This is a genomic window from Micromonospora globbae (assembly GCF_003610785.1).
Taxonomy (GTDB): Bacteria; Actinomycetota; Actinomycetes; order Mycobacteriales; family Micromonosporaceae; genus Micromonospora; species Micromonospora globbae.
In genome coordinates this window covers 1-13,623 of the sequence record NZ_RAQQ01000033.1, presented here as the reverse complement: position 1 = coordinate 13,623, position 13,623 = coordinate 1, and the positions used below count along the sequence as shown (strand labels likewise).

The 13,623-nt window shown below is 73.5% G+C and carries 15 protein-coding genes and 1 pseudogene; 8 read left to right on the top strand and 8 right to left on the bottom strand.

Going from position 1 to position 13,623, the window contains the following annotated elements; all coding sequences use genetic code 11:
* Window positions 1-29: 29 nt before the first annotated feature.
* On the bottom strand, window positions 30-848 hold the full coding sequence (locus D7I43_RS29545; protein ID WP_120331889.1) for an inositol monophosphatase family protein: 819 nt from the start codon (window positions 846-848) through the stop codon (window positions 30-32).
* 291 nt (window positions 849-1,139) lie between these two features.
* Between D7I43_RS29545 and D7I43_RS29540 the strand changes: the two genes are divergently transcribed.
* Both D7I43_RS29540 and D7I43_RS29535 read left to right on the top strand, forming a co-directional pair.
* Window positions 1,140-2,744 (top strand): RNA polymerase sigma factor, encoded by a 1,605-nt coding sequence (locus D7I43_RS29540; protein ID WP_120331869.1) that lies wholly within the window; start codon window positions 1,140-1,142, stop codon window positions 2,742-2,744.
* A 245-nt stretch (window positions 2,745-2,989) separates the two neighbouring features.
* Window positions 2,990-3,223 carry a DUF7455 domain-containing protein gene (locus D7I43_RS29535; protein ID WP_120331868.1) on the top strand — a complete coding sequence of 78 codons (234 nt, stop codon included), beginning with the start codon at window positions 2,990-2,992 and terminating at the stop codon, window positions 3,221-3,223.
* Window positions 3,224-3,388: 165 nt separating this feature from the next.
* Here the strand turns inward: D7I43_RS29535 and D7I43_RS29530 are convergent, their stop codons facing one another.
* The 3 genes from D7I43_RS29530 to D7I43_RS29520 all read right to left on the bottom strand — a co-directional run bounded on the left by D7I43_RS29530 (window position 3,389) and on the right by D7I43_RS29520 (window position 6,213).
* Window positions 3,389-5,122 (bottom strand): DEAD/DEAH box helicase, encoded by a 1,734-nt coding sequence (locus D7I43_RS29530; RefSeq protein ID WP_120331867.1) that lies wholly within the window; start codon window positions 5,120-5,122, stop codon window positions 3,389-3,391.
* A 175-nt stretch (window positions 5,123-5,297) separates the two neighbouring features.
* Window positions 5,298-5,954 (bottom strand): trimeric intracellular cation channel family protein, encoded by a 657-nt coding sequence (locus tag D7I43_RS29525; RefSeq protein ID WP_120331866.1) that lies wholly within the window; start codon window positions 5,952-5,954, stop codon window positions 5,298-5,300.
* A 40-nt stretch (window positions 5,955-5,994) separates the two neighbouring features.
* Entirely contained in the window at window positions 5,995-6,213 is a 219-nt protein-coding gene (locus D7I43_RS29520; protein ID WP_120331865.1) for a DUF3039 domain-containing protein, read from the bottom strand.
* 87 nt (window positions 6,214-6,300) lie between these two features.
* Between D7I43_RS29520 and D7I43_RS29515 the strand changes: the two genes are divergently transcribed.
* Complete coding sequence (locus D7I43_RS29515; protein ID WP_120331888.1) at window positions 6,301-7,236, top strand: pseudouridine-5'-phosphate glycosidase; 936 nt, start codon at window positions 6,301-6,303, stop codon at window positions 7,234-7,236.
* On the top strand, window positions 7,233-8,132 hold the full coding sequence (locus tag D7I43_RS29510; protein ID WP_120331864.1) for a carbohydrate kinase family protein: 900 nt from the start codon (window positions 7,233-7,235) through the stop codon (window positions 8,130-8,132). The genes D7I43_RS29515 and D7I43_RS29510 overlap by 4 nt, the downstream gene beginning before the upstream one ends.
* Before the next feature lie 10 nt (window positions 8,133-8,142).
* On the opposite strand, the gene D7I43_RS29505 is transcribed toward D7I43_RS29510, so the two are convergent.
* A complete protein-coding gene (locus tag D7I43_RS29505) occupies window positions 8,143-8,502 on the bottom strand; it encodes a DUF3099 domain-containing protein (RefSeq protein WP_192902303.1) in 360 nt (119 codons plus the stop codon).
* Window positions 8,503-8,605: 103 nt separating this feature from the next.
* On the opposite strand from D7I43_RS29505, the gene D7I43_RS29500 reads away from it, so the two are divergent.
* Window positions 8,606-8,893: a hypothetical protein gene (locus D7I43_RS29500; protein ID WP_240033242.1), complete on the top strand. Its 288-nt coding sequence runs from the start codon at window positions 8,606-8,608 to the stop codon at window positions 8,891-8,893.
* Between the two features lie 13 nt (window positions 8,894-8,906).
* Complete coding sequence (locus D7I43_RS29495) at window positions 8,907-9,218, top strand: hypothetical protein (RefSeq protein ID WP_120331861.1); 312 nt, start codon at window positions 8,907-8,909, stop codon at window positions 9,216-9,218.
* Between the two features lie 40 nt (window positions 9,219-9,258).
* Here the strand turns inward: D7I43_RS29495 and D7I43_RS29490 are convergent, their stop codons facing one another.
* Complete coding sequence (locus D7I43_RS29490; protein WP_120331860.1) at window positions 9,259-9,840, bottom strand: HhH-GPD-type base excision DNA repair protein; 582 nt, start codon at window positions 9,838-9,840, stop codon at window positions 9,259-9,261.
* Window positions 9,841-10,019: 179 nt separating this feature from the next.
* Window positions 10,020-11,240 (bottom strand): S8 family peptidase, encoded by a 1,221-nt coding sequence (locus D7I43_RS29485; RefSeq protein WP_120331859.1) that lies wholly within the window; start codon window positions 11,238-11,240, stop codon window positions 10,020-10,022.
* Window positions 11,241-11,428: 188 nt separating this feature from the next.
* Between D7I43_RS29485 and D7I43_RS29480 the strand changes: the two genes are divergently transcribed.
* Complete coding sequence (locus D7I43_RS29480; protein WP_192902301.1) at window positions 11,429-12,913, top strand: DUF7782 domain-containing protein; 1,485 nt, start codon at window positions 11,429-11,431, stop codon at window positions 12,911-12,913.
* Between the two features lie 55 nt (window positions 12,914-12,968).
* A complete protein-coding gene (dtd, locus tag D7I43_RS29475; RefSeq protein ID WP_120331858.1) occupies window positions 12,969-13,391 on the top strand; it encodes a D-aminoacyl-tRNA deacylase in 423 nt (140 codons plus the stop codon).
* 96 nt (window positions 13,392-13,487) lie between these two features.
* On the opposite strand, the pseudogene D7I43_RS29470 reads toward dtd, so the two are convergent.
* Window positions 13,488-13,623, bottom strand: a pseudogene (locus D7I43_RS29470) (IS30 family transposase); the annotation flags it as partial.

The window sequence follows — 13,623 nt, the reverse complement described above, 5'->3', positions numbered from 1 at the left end:
GGCGCCGGCAGCCGCGCCGCGCAGCGGGGTCACGGGCCGCCGGAGGCGTCCAGGTCGGCGAGCCGGTCGTGCAGCGGCGCGAAGAGCGCCGGCGGGGCCGCGATCACCAGGTCCGGCCCGGGCGGGCGGCCGCCGAGCCCGGCCACCCGGAGCCCGGCCTCGGTGGCGACCAGTCCGCCGGCCGCGTGGTCCCAGGCGTTGAGCCCCTTCTCGTAGTAGGCGTCGAACCGGCCCTCCGCGGTCAGACAGAGGTCCAGCGAGGCGGCACCGAAGCGGCGGATGTCGCGGACGTGCGGGATCAGTTCGGCCACCACCCGCGCCTGGTGCGCCCGGCGCTTGGGGTCGTAGCCGAAGCCGGTGGCGACGAGCGTCTGGCCCAGGTCGGTCTCGGTGGAGCAGCGCAGCCGCTCGCCGTCACGCCACGCGCCGCCGCCGGCGGTCGCCGTCCACTCCTCGCCGGTGACCACGTTGCGCACGACCCCGGCGACCACCTGCCCGTCGACCTCGGCGGCGAGCGAGACGGCGCAGTACGGCAGCCCGTAGAGGTAGTTGACGGTGCCGTCGATCGGGTCGACGATCCACCGCACGCCGCCGGGCCCCGCCTCCGTGGCGCCCGCCCCGTACTCCTCGCCCAGCACGGCGTCGGCGGGCCGCAGCCGGCGCAGCGTGTCGAGGACCTGCCGTTCCACCGCCCGGTCGGCGGCGGTCACCACGTCGGTGACCGTGCTCTTGGTCGCGGCCACCGAGACGCCCTCGGCCCGCATCCGGTGCGCCGTCGCGGCGGCGTCGCGGGCCACCTCGACCGCGATCTCCAGCAGTTCCCGTGGTGACGGCGCCGTACCCTGCATCCCCTCGTCCCCTTCCCGCACGACCGGGACGTTCCGGCTCACGCGCGGGTATCATCCTTACAAAGTCCACATCTGCGTCGAATCGGCGGTCCCGGCAACCCGATACGCCGTGCGGCGCAGGATGATCGCCGCAGACGGCGTTACAATTCACCCCTGCCCACGCGCCACGGACCGCCCGGTGACCGGCCGGCCCGGGACACGGGGGTTCCTCAACCACATCGCCCGGCGCGGTGGCCCCTGCTGCGCCGGACGACCCGGCCGTGCTCGCTCTTCGCCTCCGGAAGGTCATTCGTGACAGAACCCCGCCAGACCGGCGCCGACGTACGCTCGCTCACCGACACCCTGATCGCCCACGCGCAGAGCGCCGGCGGCCAGCTGACGTCGGCCCAGCTCGCGCGCACCGTCGAGTCCGCCGAGGTGACTCCGGCCCAGGCCAAGAAGATCCTGCGGGCGCTCTCCGAGGCGGGAGTGACCGTGGTCGTGGACGGATCGGCCAGCACCCGCCGCCGGGTCGCCGCCGCCCGCTCCGCCACCCCGGCGTCCCGGGCCACCACCGCCAAGACCACCAAGAAGGCCGCCGCCCCGGCGCCGAAGCAGGCGCCCGCCGCCGACGAGGCGCCGGCCCCCGCCCCGCGGAAGGCCGCCGCGCGCAAGAGCGCCGGCACCACCGCCGAGGTGGCCAAGGCCGCGGCCCCGGCCAAGGCGACCAAGGCCACGAAGGCCACCAAGGCGACCGTCGCGGCGGCCGGCAAGGCCAAGGCCGCGCCCGCGAAGGCCAAGGGTGACGAGGCCGAGGGCGACATCGATCCGGAGGACCTCGCCGCCGAGATCGAGGACGTGGTCGTCGACGAGCCGGCCGAGCTCACCCAGGCCGCCGAGGCCGACGCGGCGAACTCCGCCAGCGACAACGACTTCGAGTGGGACGACGAGGAGTCCGAGGCCCTCAAGCAGGCCCGGCGCGACGCCGAGCTGACCGCCTCCGCCGACTCCGTCCGGGCGTACCTGAAGCAGATCGGCAAGGTTCCCCTCCTCAACGCCGAGCAGGAGGTGGAGCTCGCCAAGCGGATCGAGGCCGGGCTCTACGCCGCCGAGCGGCTGCGCGCCGCCGAGGAGGGTGAGGAGAAGCTCAGCCGCGAGATGGAGCGCGACCTCCTCTGGATCTCGCGCGACGGCGAGCGGGCCAAGAACCACCTGCTCGAGGCCAACCTGCGGCTGGTCGTCTCGCTCGCGAAGCGCTACACCGGGCGCGGCATGGCCTTCCTCGACCTGATCCAGGAGGGAAACCTCGGCCTCATCCGCGCCGTCGAGAAGTTCGACTACACCAAGGGCTACAAGTTCTCCACGTACGCCACCTGGTGGATCCGCCAAGCCATCACCCGCGCCATGGCCGACCAGGCCCGCACCATCCGCATCCCGGTGCACATGGTCGAGGTGATCAACAAGCTCGGCCGGATCCAGCGTGAGCTTCTCCAGGACCTGGGCCGCGAGCCCACCCCGGAGGAGCTGGCCAAGGAGATGGACATCACACCGGAGAAGGTGCTGGAGATCCAGCAGTACGCCCGGGAGCCCATCTCGCTGGACCAGACCATCGGCGACGAGGGTGACAGCCAGCTCGGTGACTTCATCGAGGACTCGGAGGCCGTGGTCGCGGTCGACGCGGTCTCGTTCTCCCTGCTGCAGGACCAGCTCCAGCAGGTGCTCCAGACGCTCTCCGAGCGTGAGGCGGGTGTGGTACGCCTGCGCTTCGGCCTCACCGACGGCCAGCCGCGCACGCTGGACGAGATCGGCCAGGTCTACGGGGTGACCCGGGAGCGGATCCGGCAGATCGAGTCGAAGACCATGTCCAAGCTCCGCCACCCGTCGCGGTCGCAGGTCCTCCGGGATTACCTGGACTGACCCTCAATCGTCAACCCGGCGTGTCGTTTTGATCACCAGCTGTGCAACACCTGATGGTGATCCGCCGGTTGCACGATTGTGATCGTTGACGTGGCACCCTTGGGGCACGGCACACTGTGCCTGTCATGTGTGACCTCGGTCCCCCGCGGGCACACAGGGAAGGCCAGGCGCGACAAGGATGTTGCAGGATAGGTGAGCAACGACCGAAGAGATTGTTCATCGGTGACGACCAGAGGAGGAAGGCGATGACCCCGACCCTCACGCCGCCGCCCGAGACGGTGAGCCCCCCGGCCGCCGATGAACGGTGCGACCGCTGCAATGCTGCCGGCAAGCTCCGCATCACTCTGGCCGGCGGGGGCGAGCTGGTGTTCTGTGGGCACCACGCGAACAAGTACGCCGAGGATCTCGTGAAGATCACGGTGCGGTACGCGACGGATCCCGAGTTCACCTGGCGTGGCGCCGATCTGATGGCGAACTGAAACCCGTAACCACACATAACGACGAAGCCGGCCGGGGCCCCGAAAGGGCCCCGGCCGGCTTCGTCGTCCTCCCGTGCTTCCCATCCCGTCCGGCGTGACCAGGAGGTCCGCGTCGGCTCCCGGGACCGGTCTCCACACGCCGACCGGCCCGGCCGGGACCACCCGTCAGAGGGTCTGCACCGTGGCGATGCGCTCCTCGAGCTGCTCGATGGTGGCCTGCGCGCTCGGCGGCCCGCCGCACAGCCGGCGCAGCTCGGCGTGGATCTTGCCGTGCGGCTGGCCCGTACGGTGGTGCCGGGCGGCCACGAGCGCGTTCAGCTGCCGCCGGAGCGCCACCCGCCGCTGGGCGGCACTCATCGGCGCCGGCGGCGCGGCCGCCGCGTCACGGGCGCTCTCGGCCGGTTTGGCGGCCGCCCTACGGCGCTGGGCGGCCAGTTGCTCGGCCTGCCGCTTCGACAGCAGCATGGCGACCTGGTCGGCGGTGAGCAGGCCGGGCAGGCCCAGGTACTCCTCCTCCTCCGGCGTACCGGCCTGGGCCGCGGTGCCGAACGAGGCGCCGTCGAAGATCACCTGGTCCAGCTCCGCCGTGGCGGAGAGCGCCGCGAACCTCTTCTCCAGTTCACCGCTGGCCTGGTCGTCGCGCTGGGCCCGTTCGAGCAGGTCGTCGTCGAAGCCCTCGCGCTCCTTCGGCTTGCCGAGCACGTGGTCGCGGGCGGCCTCCATCTCGCTCGCCAGGCCCAGCAGGTGCGGCACGCTGGGCAGGAAGACCGAGGCCGTCTCCCCGGGGCGGCGGGCCCGGACGAACCGCCCGATCGCCTGGGCGAAGTAGAGCGGGGTGCTCGCGCTGGTGGCGTACACGCCCACGGCGAGGCGGGGGATGTCCACCCCCTCCGAGACCATCCGCACGGCGACCAGCCACCGCTGCTCGGACGCCGCGAACGTGGCGATGCGCGCGGAGGCGCCCGCGTCGTCGGAGAGCACCACGGCCGCCCTCTCGCCCGTCACCTGCTCGATGAGCTTGGCGTACGCGCGGGCGGCCTGCTGGTCGCTGGCGATCACCAGCCCGCCGGCGTCGGGCATGCCCGCGTTGCGCAGCACGGTGAGCCGGGCGTCCGCGGCCCGCAGGACCTGCGGCATCCAGTCGCCGGCCGGGTCCAGGGCGGTCCGCCAGGCCTGCGCGATCAGGTCCTGGGTCATCGGCTCGCCGAGCCGGGCCGCGAGTTCCTCGCCGGCGTTCGTCCGCCAGCGGGTCTCCCCGGAGTACGCGAGGAAGAGCACCGGCCGGACCACGCCGTCGCGCAGCGCCTCGGAGTAGCCGTAGACGGAGTCGGCGCGCGACCGCAGCAGCCCGTCCTCGCCCCGCTCGTAGGTCACGAACGGGATCGGGTTGTCGTCGGAGCGGAACGGGGTGCCGGTGAGCATGAGGCGCCGTACGGCGGGCTCGAAGGCCGACTTCACCCCGTCGCCCCAGGATCGGGAGTCGCCCGCGTGGTGGATCTCGTCGAGGATGACGAGGGTGCGCCGGGTCATGGTGCGCCGGCGGTGCACCTGCGGGGCCATGCCGACCTGGGCGTACGTGACCACGGCGCCGTGGAAGTCGGCCGACGAGTGCACGTCGGCGTTGCGGAACGCCGCGTCGAGCTGGATGCCGACCCGGGCGGCGGCCTGCGCCCACTGCTTCTTCAGGTGCTCGGTCGGGGCGACCACCGTGACGGCGTCGACCGTGCGGTCGACGAGCAGCTCGGCGGCGATCCGCAACGCGAAGGTGGTCTTACCGGCGCCGGGGGTGGCCACCGCCATGAAGTCCTCGGAGCGCCGGCGCAGGTACTCCACCAGCGCCTTGCGCTGCCAGGCGCGTAGTGCCGGAAACGTCTCGATCGCCGGCAACGGGGCTGCCACGCGAAGGCTCCTCTCCGACCGCACGAAGGCGGACCCGGTGCGAAGGGCCACCGGGCCGCACCGCCCATGAAAACGCCTCCGCGCAGAAGATGCCGCGAAGGCCGACTCAGCATAACCAGCGGGACCGCCGGCCACAGGCGACGCCACGGTCACGTGCGGCACAGCGTTGCCATCGTCACCATCGCGGCCCGGCTCCCGGGTCGCCGGTGCGTGGCGGTCGCAGCGTGGCCACCGGCACCGCCCAGCGCCGGCGCAGCGCCACCAGCCGCAGTACGAAGATCAGCACCGCCGCCACGGCCAGCGGCAGCGGGCCGACCTGCCCGGCGCCGTGCAGCACCGCCACCATGACCGCCCCGGCGAACGCGGCCACCGCGTAGATCTCCCGGCGCAGCACCACCGGGATCTCCCCGGTGAGCAGGTCGCGGCCCAGCCCTCCGCCGATGCCGCTGAGCATGCCGATCACGCAGGCCCCGAACGGCGGGACGTGCGCGTCGAGCGCCTTGAGCGTGCCGGTGACGGTGAAGAGCGCCAGCCCGGCCGCGTCCAGCACGAGCACGGTGGTCCGCAGCCGGGCGAGCTGGGGGTGCAGCCAGAAGACCGCGGCGGCGGTGAGGGCCGCCGCGGTGGCATAGCGCCAGTCGGCGAAGGCCAGCGGCGGCACCTCGTCGACGACGAGGTCACGGAAGATGCCACCGCCCAGGGCGGCCACGAACCCCACGAAGACGACGCCGAAGAGGTCGAGGCGTTTGGCCACCGCGGCGGAGGCGCCCGAGGCGGCGAAGACCGCGACACCGACGAGGTCCGCGATGAGCAGGGCGGTGGAGGTGGTCACCGCCGAAGGCTACGCGGGGGACCCGGACGGCTGCCCTGGTTCAGTCGTCCCAGGAGTCGTAGATCTCCTTGCACTTCGGGCACACCGGCGAACCCGGCTTCGCGGCCTTGGTCACCGGAAAGGTCTCGCCGCAGAGCGCGACGACGAATGTGCCCATCACGGCACTTTCGGCGATCTTGTCCTTGCGGACGTAGTGGAACATCTCTGGACCGGTGTCGGCGTCCTTCAGCTCGGGACGCTCGAGAACCTGAGTACTCACGTCTGCACCTCCGACCGACAAGTTTGGCAGCTCACCGCGGTGCGGTCCACTTCACCCCGATCCGGGGCGGGCCGTACGGTGATCACCGTGACCAACTTTCACATCCGTTACGGCGCCGAGGTGGCCGACGCCCTGCGCGACGGGCGTCCCGTCGTGGCCCTGGAGAGCACCATCGTCTCGCACGGTCTTCCGCGACCGGAGAACCTGCGGGTGGCCCGCCGGATCGAGGCGACGGTCCGCGACGCCGGCGCCGTGCCGGCCACCATCGGCATGGTCGGCGGCGAACTGGTGGTCGGGCTCGACGACGCCCAGCTCACCCGGCTCGCCACCGTCGACGGGGTGGCCAAGCTCTCCGTCCGCGACCTCGCCGTCGCCGCGGCGACCGGCGCCGACGGCGCCACGACCGTGGCGGCGACCAGCGCGGTGGCCGCCGCGGCGGGGATCGGGGTGTTCGCGACCGGCGGTCTCGGTGGGGTGCACCGGGAGGCGGCGCAGACGTTCGACGAGTCGGCGGACCTCACGACCCTGGCCCGCACCCCGATCGCCGTGGTCTGCGCGGGCGTCAAGTCGATCCTCGACGTGGGCGCCACGCTGGAACGCCTGGAGACGCTCGGCGTGAGCGTGGTGGGCTACCGCACCCGCCGCTTCCCCGGCTTCTACCTCACCGACGGCGGCTTCGACCTCGACTGGTCGGTGGACTCCCCGGAGCAGGTGGCCGACGTGCTCGCCGCCCGGGAGCAGCACGGCCTGCACGGCGGCGGCCTGGTGGTGGCGAACCCGCTCCCGGTCGACGAGCAGCTCGACCCCGAGCTGCACGACCGCACGCTCGCCGACGGCCTGGCCCTGCTCCAGCGCGACGGGGTGACCGGCAAGGCGGTGACGCCGTTCCTGCTGGCCCACTTCCACTCGGCCACCGAGGGCGCCAGCCTCGCGGTCAACGTACGGATCATCCTGCGCAACGCCGACCTGGCCGCGCGGATCGCGGTGGCCGCCGCCGCCCGCCGGGCCGACTCCCCCGAATGAGCCCCCTCCCCCGGATCGTCGTCGTCGGCGACGTGATCACCGACGTCGTCGCCGCGCTCTCCGGGCCGCTGGCCACCGGCTCGGACACCCCCGCCCAGATCCGCGTGAGCGGCGGCGGTCAGGCGGCCAACACGGCCGCCTGGCTGGCCGCCCAGGGCGCGCCCGTCACCCTGGTCGCGGCCGTCGGCGACGACCCGGAAGGGCGCGACCGGGTGGCCGAGCTGGAGGCCGCGGGCGTCGACTGCGCGGTCGAACGCGTCGAGGGCGCCCCGACCGGCACGGTCATCGTGCTGGCCACCGACGGGGAGCGGACGATGGTGAGCCAGCGCGGGGCGAACCTGCGGCTGGGCGTGGCACACGTCGAGCACGCCCTCGCGGCGGTGCCCGACGCGGGGCATCTGCACCTGTCCGCGTACACCCTGTTGGACGCCGGGTCGCGCGGCGCCGGCCTGCGGGCGCTGGCGGGCGCCCGCCGGCGCGGCCTCACCACGAGCGTCGACGCGGCGTCCGCGGCCCCGCTGCGGCGCGTCGGCGCCGCGGCGTTCCTGGCCTGGGTACGCGACGTCGACCTGCTGCTGGTGAACGCCGACGAGGCGACCGTGCTGGCCGGCGGCCTGGAGCCGGCCGCCCAGGCGCGGGCCCTGTCGGCGGCGGCTCACCGGGTGGTGGTGAAGCGCGGCGCCGCGGGCGCGGTCTGGGCGGACCGGACGGGGACGCTCGCCTCGGCGCCGGCCCGGCGGGTCGCGGTGGTGGACGTCACCGGCGCGGGGGACGCGTTCGCGGCGGGTCTGCTGACCGCCTGGCTGTCCGGCGCGACGCCGGACGCGGCGCTGGCCCGGGCCGGGGACCTCGGCGCGGTGGCGGTCTCCACCCTCGGCGCCCGTCCGGCGCCCTGAGCGGAGGCGGTCAGAGTTCGGCGTCTATGACCTTGTGGGGGCGTTCCTCGGCGGTGATGCTCATGGGCGGCGTCTCGTCCCGGTGCTGCGGGCGTAGCCGGTTCGCCAACCGGTGCTCCTCCTTCGGCGGCCGGTCGTTGGCCAGCAGGACGGCGAGCCACGGGATGAGCACCATGCCGAGGACGCAGAGCGGGAGCCAGAGCCAGAGCATGGGGGCCTGCGCGCCGACCAGGATCGCACCGACGACCAGACAGGCCACCCGGATGCCCATCATCAGCACGTACCGCCGCTGACGACTGGTGAGCTGATCGTCCTGGCTGCGTGAGGCGTCGGTGATCAGGATCGGTTGGTACGCCTGACGTTTCACCACGACCTCCTCGAGGGGATTACGCCTCATCCTGTCACTCCGGGACCGTGATCAGCGAGTTTCCGCGCGGTCGGCATTCGTGTTACGTGCGTGGTACGCTGCCGCCGTGGGCAGCAGGTTCAGCTTCACCGACGAGGCGCTGGCCAACCTGAAGGTCTACGACGTCACGCCGGGGGAAGTCTGGGAGGCGCTGCACAGCGCCCGGCGGGTCATCCGCCACCTGGGCGACGACGTGATGGTCGTCTACGCCGCCGCCCGGCGGGGCCGCCGGCTGGCCGTGCTGCTCGCCGAGGCCGACGGCACCGACAACGACTGGGACATCCTCTCCGCCCGCGAGCTGAGCGACGTCGAGTCGAAGCGCTACGACGAGGCCGTGCGGAGAGATCGCCGATGAGGAGGCGGTGACGATGCACCGTGACGACGCGATGAAGCAGTTCCACAGCGGCGACGACCGGCTCGCGGAGCTGATCGACGAGAGCCCCGCGGCGCCGCTGCCGACCCCCGACACCGACGTGCCGATGGTGAGCCGGTCGGTGCGGTTGCCCCTGGAGACGTACGAGCGGGTGCGCGCCGCGGCCGAGGCCCGGGGCATCGGGGTCACCACGCTGATGCGGCAGTGGATCGAGGCCGGCCTCGCCGATCTCGACGACTCGGCGACCGTGTCGCTCGCCGACGTCCGCCGGGCGCTCGCCTCCCTGGCCCACCCGACCGCCGCCTGACCCGGCCCGGCCCTCTGGTCGGGGCCGGGCTCACCGCGGGTCACCCCTGGGTGGACCGGGCCTTCGCGGCCGCCTTCATCTGCTGCTTGTACTCCCGCACCCGCCGCAGGGAGTCGGCGTCGGTGACGTCGGCCACCGAGCGGTACGCCTCGGCGTCGCCGTAGCCGCCGGCCGCCTCCCGCCAGCCCTCGGGCCGGACGTCGAAGCGCTTGCCGAGCAGGGCGAGGAAGATCTGCGCCTTCTGCGTGCCGAAGCCGGGCAGCTCGGCGATCCGGCCGAACAGTTCGCGGCCGTCGGTCACGCCGGACCAGAGCCGGGCGGCGTCGCCGTCGTACCGGTCGACGATCACCCGGCACACCTCCTGCACCCGGGCCGCCATCGCCTTCGGGAACCGGTGCAGGGCGGGCGGCTGGGCGAACAGGGCGACGAGCGCCTCCGGGTCGTAGTCGGCCAGTTCCCGGGCGTCGAGGTCGTGCCCGAGCCGCTGCGCCAGCACGTACGGCGAGGAGAACGCCTTCTCCATCGGCACCTGCTGGTCGAGCACCATGCCCAGGACCCGGGCCAACGCGTCACGGTTGAGCAGGTCGTTCGCCGCCGGGTCGATGGGGAGAGTGAGCGCCATGGCGCCATGCTGCCAGACAGCCGCCCCGCCGTGGCGGAACGGGCCCACGCCGGGCGCCGCGCCGGTCCGGCCACGTCGGCGCCCGCCGGGCGGGCGTGGGTCGGCCCGGCGGTGCGCGACCGGCCCGCCGGTTGGGCGTGGGTCGGCCCGGCGGCGGCGCCGCCGGGCCGCCACGGCCGTCAGTTGACCACGAAGAGCAACCGGTTCGGGGAGCCGGAGCCGGGGTTGGTGACCCGGCCCGTGGTGGCGTTGCTGGTGAGCGAGCTGCTGACCTGGTCCGGGGTCAGGCCCGGGTTCGCCGACAGCAGGAGCGCGGCGGCGCCGGCCACGTGCGGCGAGGCCATCGAGGTGCCGCTCAGCGTGCTGGTGGCGGTGTCGCTGGTCCGGTACGCGGACAGGATGCCCGAGCCGGGCGCGAAGATGTCCACGCAGGAGCCGTAGTTGGAGAACGACGAGCGGGCGTCGGTGTTGGTGGTGGAGCCGACCGTGATGGCCGTGGGCGTCCGGGCCGGCGAGTAGTTGCAGGCGTTGGCGCTGGAGTTGCCGGCCGCCACCGCGTACGTGATCCCCGCCCGGATCGAGTTGGCCACCGCGTTGTCGATGGCGGTGCTGGCCCCGCCGCCGAGGCTCATGTTCGCGACCGCCGGCCGGACCGCGTTGGCGGTGACCCAGTTCACGCCGTTCACCACGCTGGTGGTGCTGCCGCTGCCGGAGCAGTTGAGCACCTTCACGGCGACCAGCCGCACCTGCTTGGCCACCCCGTACGTGGAGCCGCCCACGGTGCCGGCGACGTGGGTGCCGTGACCGTTGCAGTCGGTGTTGTTGCTGTCCACGGTGTTCGTGCCCCAGGTGGCGCGACCACCGAACTGCGTGTGCGTGGTGCGGATGCCGGTGTCGATGATGTACGCCCGGACGTTGGAGGCCGTGTTCGGGTAGGTGAAGGTGCCGCTCAGCGGCAGGGTCCGCTGGTCGATGCGGTCCAGGCCCCAGGGCGGGTTGGTCTGCGTGGCCTGGACGGTGAGCACCTGGTCCTGCTCCACGTACGCCACCGCCGGGTCGGCGGCCAGGCGGCGGGCCTGCGCGTCGCTCATCCGGACGCTGAAGCCGGTCAGCGCGGCGCTGTAGACGTCGCCGACGGTGCCGCCGTACCGCTTGGCCAGCGCGCCGGCGCGCTCGGGCACGGCGGCGCGGGCGGTGGCGGTGCCCGCGGCGCCGACCGCGTCACCCTTCAGGACGACCAGGTAGCTTCCGCTGATCGCGTTCGGCGCCGAGGCGCCGCGGATCTCCCCGGTGGGCGCCGCCGTGGCGGGGGTGGTGACGGCCGCGACGACGGCCGCCGCGCCGGCGGCGACGGCGAGCGTCCGGAGAAGACGCCGCCGCGGAACGGACCCTGCTGGCATCGTGTGCCTCCCTACGGTGCGCCGCCCCGGCCGGTCGGCCGTACGGTCGCACCCTCGACGGATGGTGGAGGAGATGGTAGCCATCACATCGATGAACTTGAAAGAGATAACTCTCTATTGATATCCCCGCCGGTACGGATGTCACGGGTGGGCCCGTCCGCCGCGGCGGCACGAGGCAGGATGGCGACGTGGCCGAACACGACATGCTGCTCTCCCCCGCCGGGGTCGAGGCGCTCCGCACCGCGCTCACCCGAGCCCGGTTCACCTCCAACGGCATCGCCGACCGGCTCGGGCCGCAGGCGACCGGCGGGGTGGCCCGCAACGACTACCGCGCCGCCCTGCGCGCGACCGAGGACCGCGACCCACTCGCCACGCTGATCCGCGTCTTCATCTGCGACCAGACCGAGCCCGAGGACGTGGTGGCCGCCGCACTCGCGCCGCTGGACGTGACCGAGGCGCTCGCGGGCGGGCTGGTCGAGCGGCACGGCGACGGGCTGCGCGCCGGCGTGGACCTGGAGCCGTACGGCGACGAGTGGTGGGTGCTCGCCGACGTGCCGGCCAGCGCCCGCCCGGGGCGCCCGCTGCACGCCGAGCACGTGCTGGGCATCGGCGGGGCGACCCAGACGCTGATCGGCGCGACCATCCGGCGTCCGGTCGCCACCGCCCTGGACCTGGGGACCGGCTCCGGCGTGCAGGCCCTGCACCTGTCCACACACGCCCGTTCGGTGACCGCCACCGACGTCTCCCCCCGGGCGCTGCGCTTCGCCGCCACCACGGCCGCCCTCAACGGCCAGCACTGGGAGCTGCTCCAGGGCGACATGGTGACGCCGGTGGCCGGACGCCGGTTCGACCTCGTGGTGAGCAACCCCCCGTTCGTGGTCGGCCCCGGCACCACGACGCACGTCTACCGGGACTCGGGCCGGGTCGGCGACACGATGGGCTCCGAACTGGCCGCCGCCGCGCCGGACCTGCTCACCGAGGGCGGCACCATGCAGTACCTGGCGAACTGGGTGCACGTCGCCGGCGAGGAGTGGGACGAGCGGGTGGCCGGGTGGTTCGCCGGCACCGGCCTGGACGCCTGGGTGATCCAGCGCGAGGTGGCCGACCCCATGGCGTACGTCAACCTGTGGCTGACCGACGTCGGCGAGACGGCCGACCCCCGGCGGATGGCCGAGTGGCTCGACTGGTTCGACGCGCACAAGGTGGAGGCGATCGGGTTCGGCATCGTCACGCTGCGCCGCGCCGGGCACGCCGACCCCGTCGTCCGGGTCGAGGAGCTGCGGCAACGCGTGGAGCCGCCGATGGGCGACCGGATCGCCGCCTGGTTCGACCGCCAGGACTTCCTGCGCGTACGCGACGCCGACGCGCTGCTCGCCGAGCGCTACCGGGCCGCCGAGGGGCTCCAGCTGCGGCAGGAGGCGACCATGGGCGACGAGGGCTGGGCGGTGGACCGGCAGGTGCTCGCCATGCCCCGCGGACTGCGCTGGACCGAGGAGATCGACCCCCTGGTGCTGGCGCTCGTCGGTGGCTGCGACGGGCGGTTGCCCCTGCGCGACCAGCTCGCCCTGCTCGCGGCGGCGCACGACGTGGCGGTCGACGAGCTGGCCGAGGCGGCGGGGCCGATCGTGGCGCATCTCGTGGAGCGCGGCATCATCGAGCCGGTGATGGACTGATGCGGCTCCGCGGAGGCGGGCGGCGGGACGTCCGGGCGGAACGGGAGGTGCGCTGATGCGGGCCGTGGTGCAGACGGTCGGCCGGGCCAGCGTGACGGTCGACGGCGAGGTGGTCGGCGCGATCGACGACGGCCTGCTCGTCCTGCTTGGGGTCACCCACGGCGACACGGTCGAGACCGCCCGGACGATGGCGCGCAAGGTGCACGAGCTGCGCATCCTCGACGAGGAGCGGTCGGCGGCCGACACGGGGGCGCCGATCCTGGTGGTGAGCCAGTTCACCCTCTACGGCGACGCCCGCAAGGGCCGCCGCCCCAGTTGGACGGCCGCGGCCCCCGCGGAGGTCGCCGAACCGCTCGTGACGGCGGTCGTCGAGGCGCTGCGGGAACGCGGCGCCAAGGTGGAGACCGGCCGGTTCCGCGCGCACATGCTGGTGGAGAGCGTCAACGTCGGCCCCCGCACCCTCCTCCTGGACCTGTAACTCCCCCACCCGCCGCCCCGGCCACCCGTCCCAAACGGTTGATCATGACGTTGTCGCCCGCCTGATCGGGGTGGCGTCAAGTGGTGAGTGCAATTGTTAGGGCGTGATGAGTTCGGCTAGTCGCTGGGCTGGGGTGGCCCAGCCCAGCGTTTGGCGGGGTCGGGTGTTCAGTTCGTGGGCGACCTCGTCCAGGCCGGTCTGGTCGATGGTGCGGAAGTCGTAGCTGCCTTTG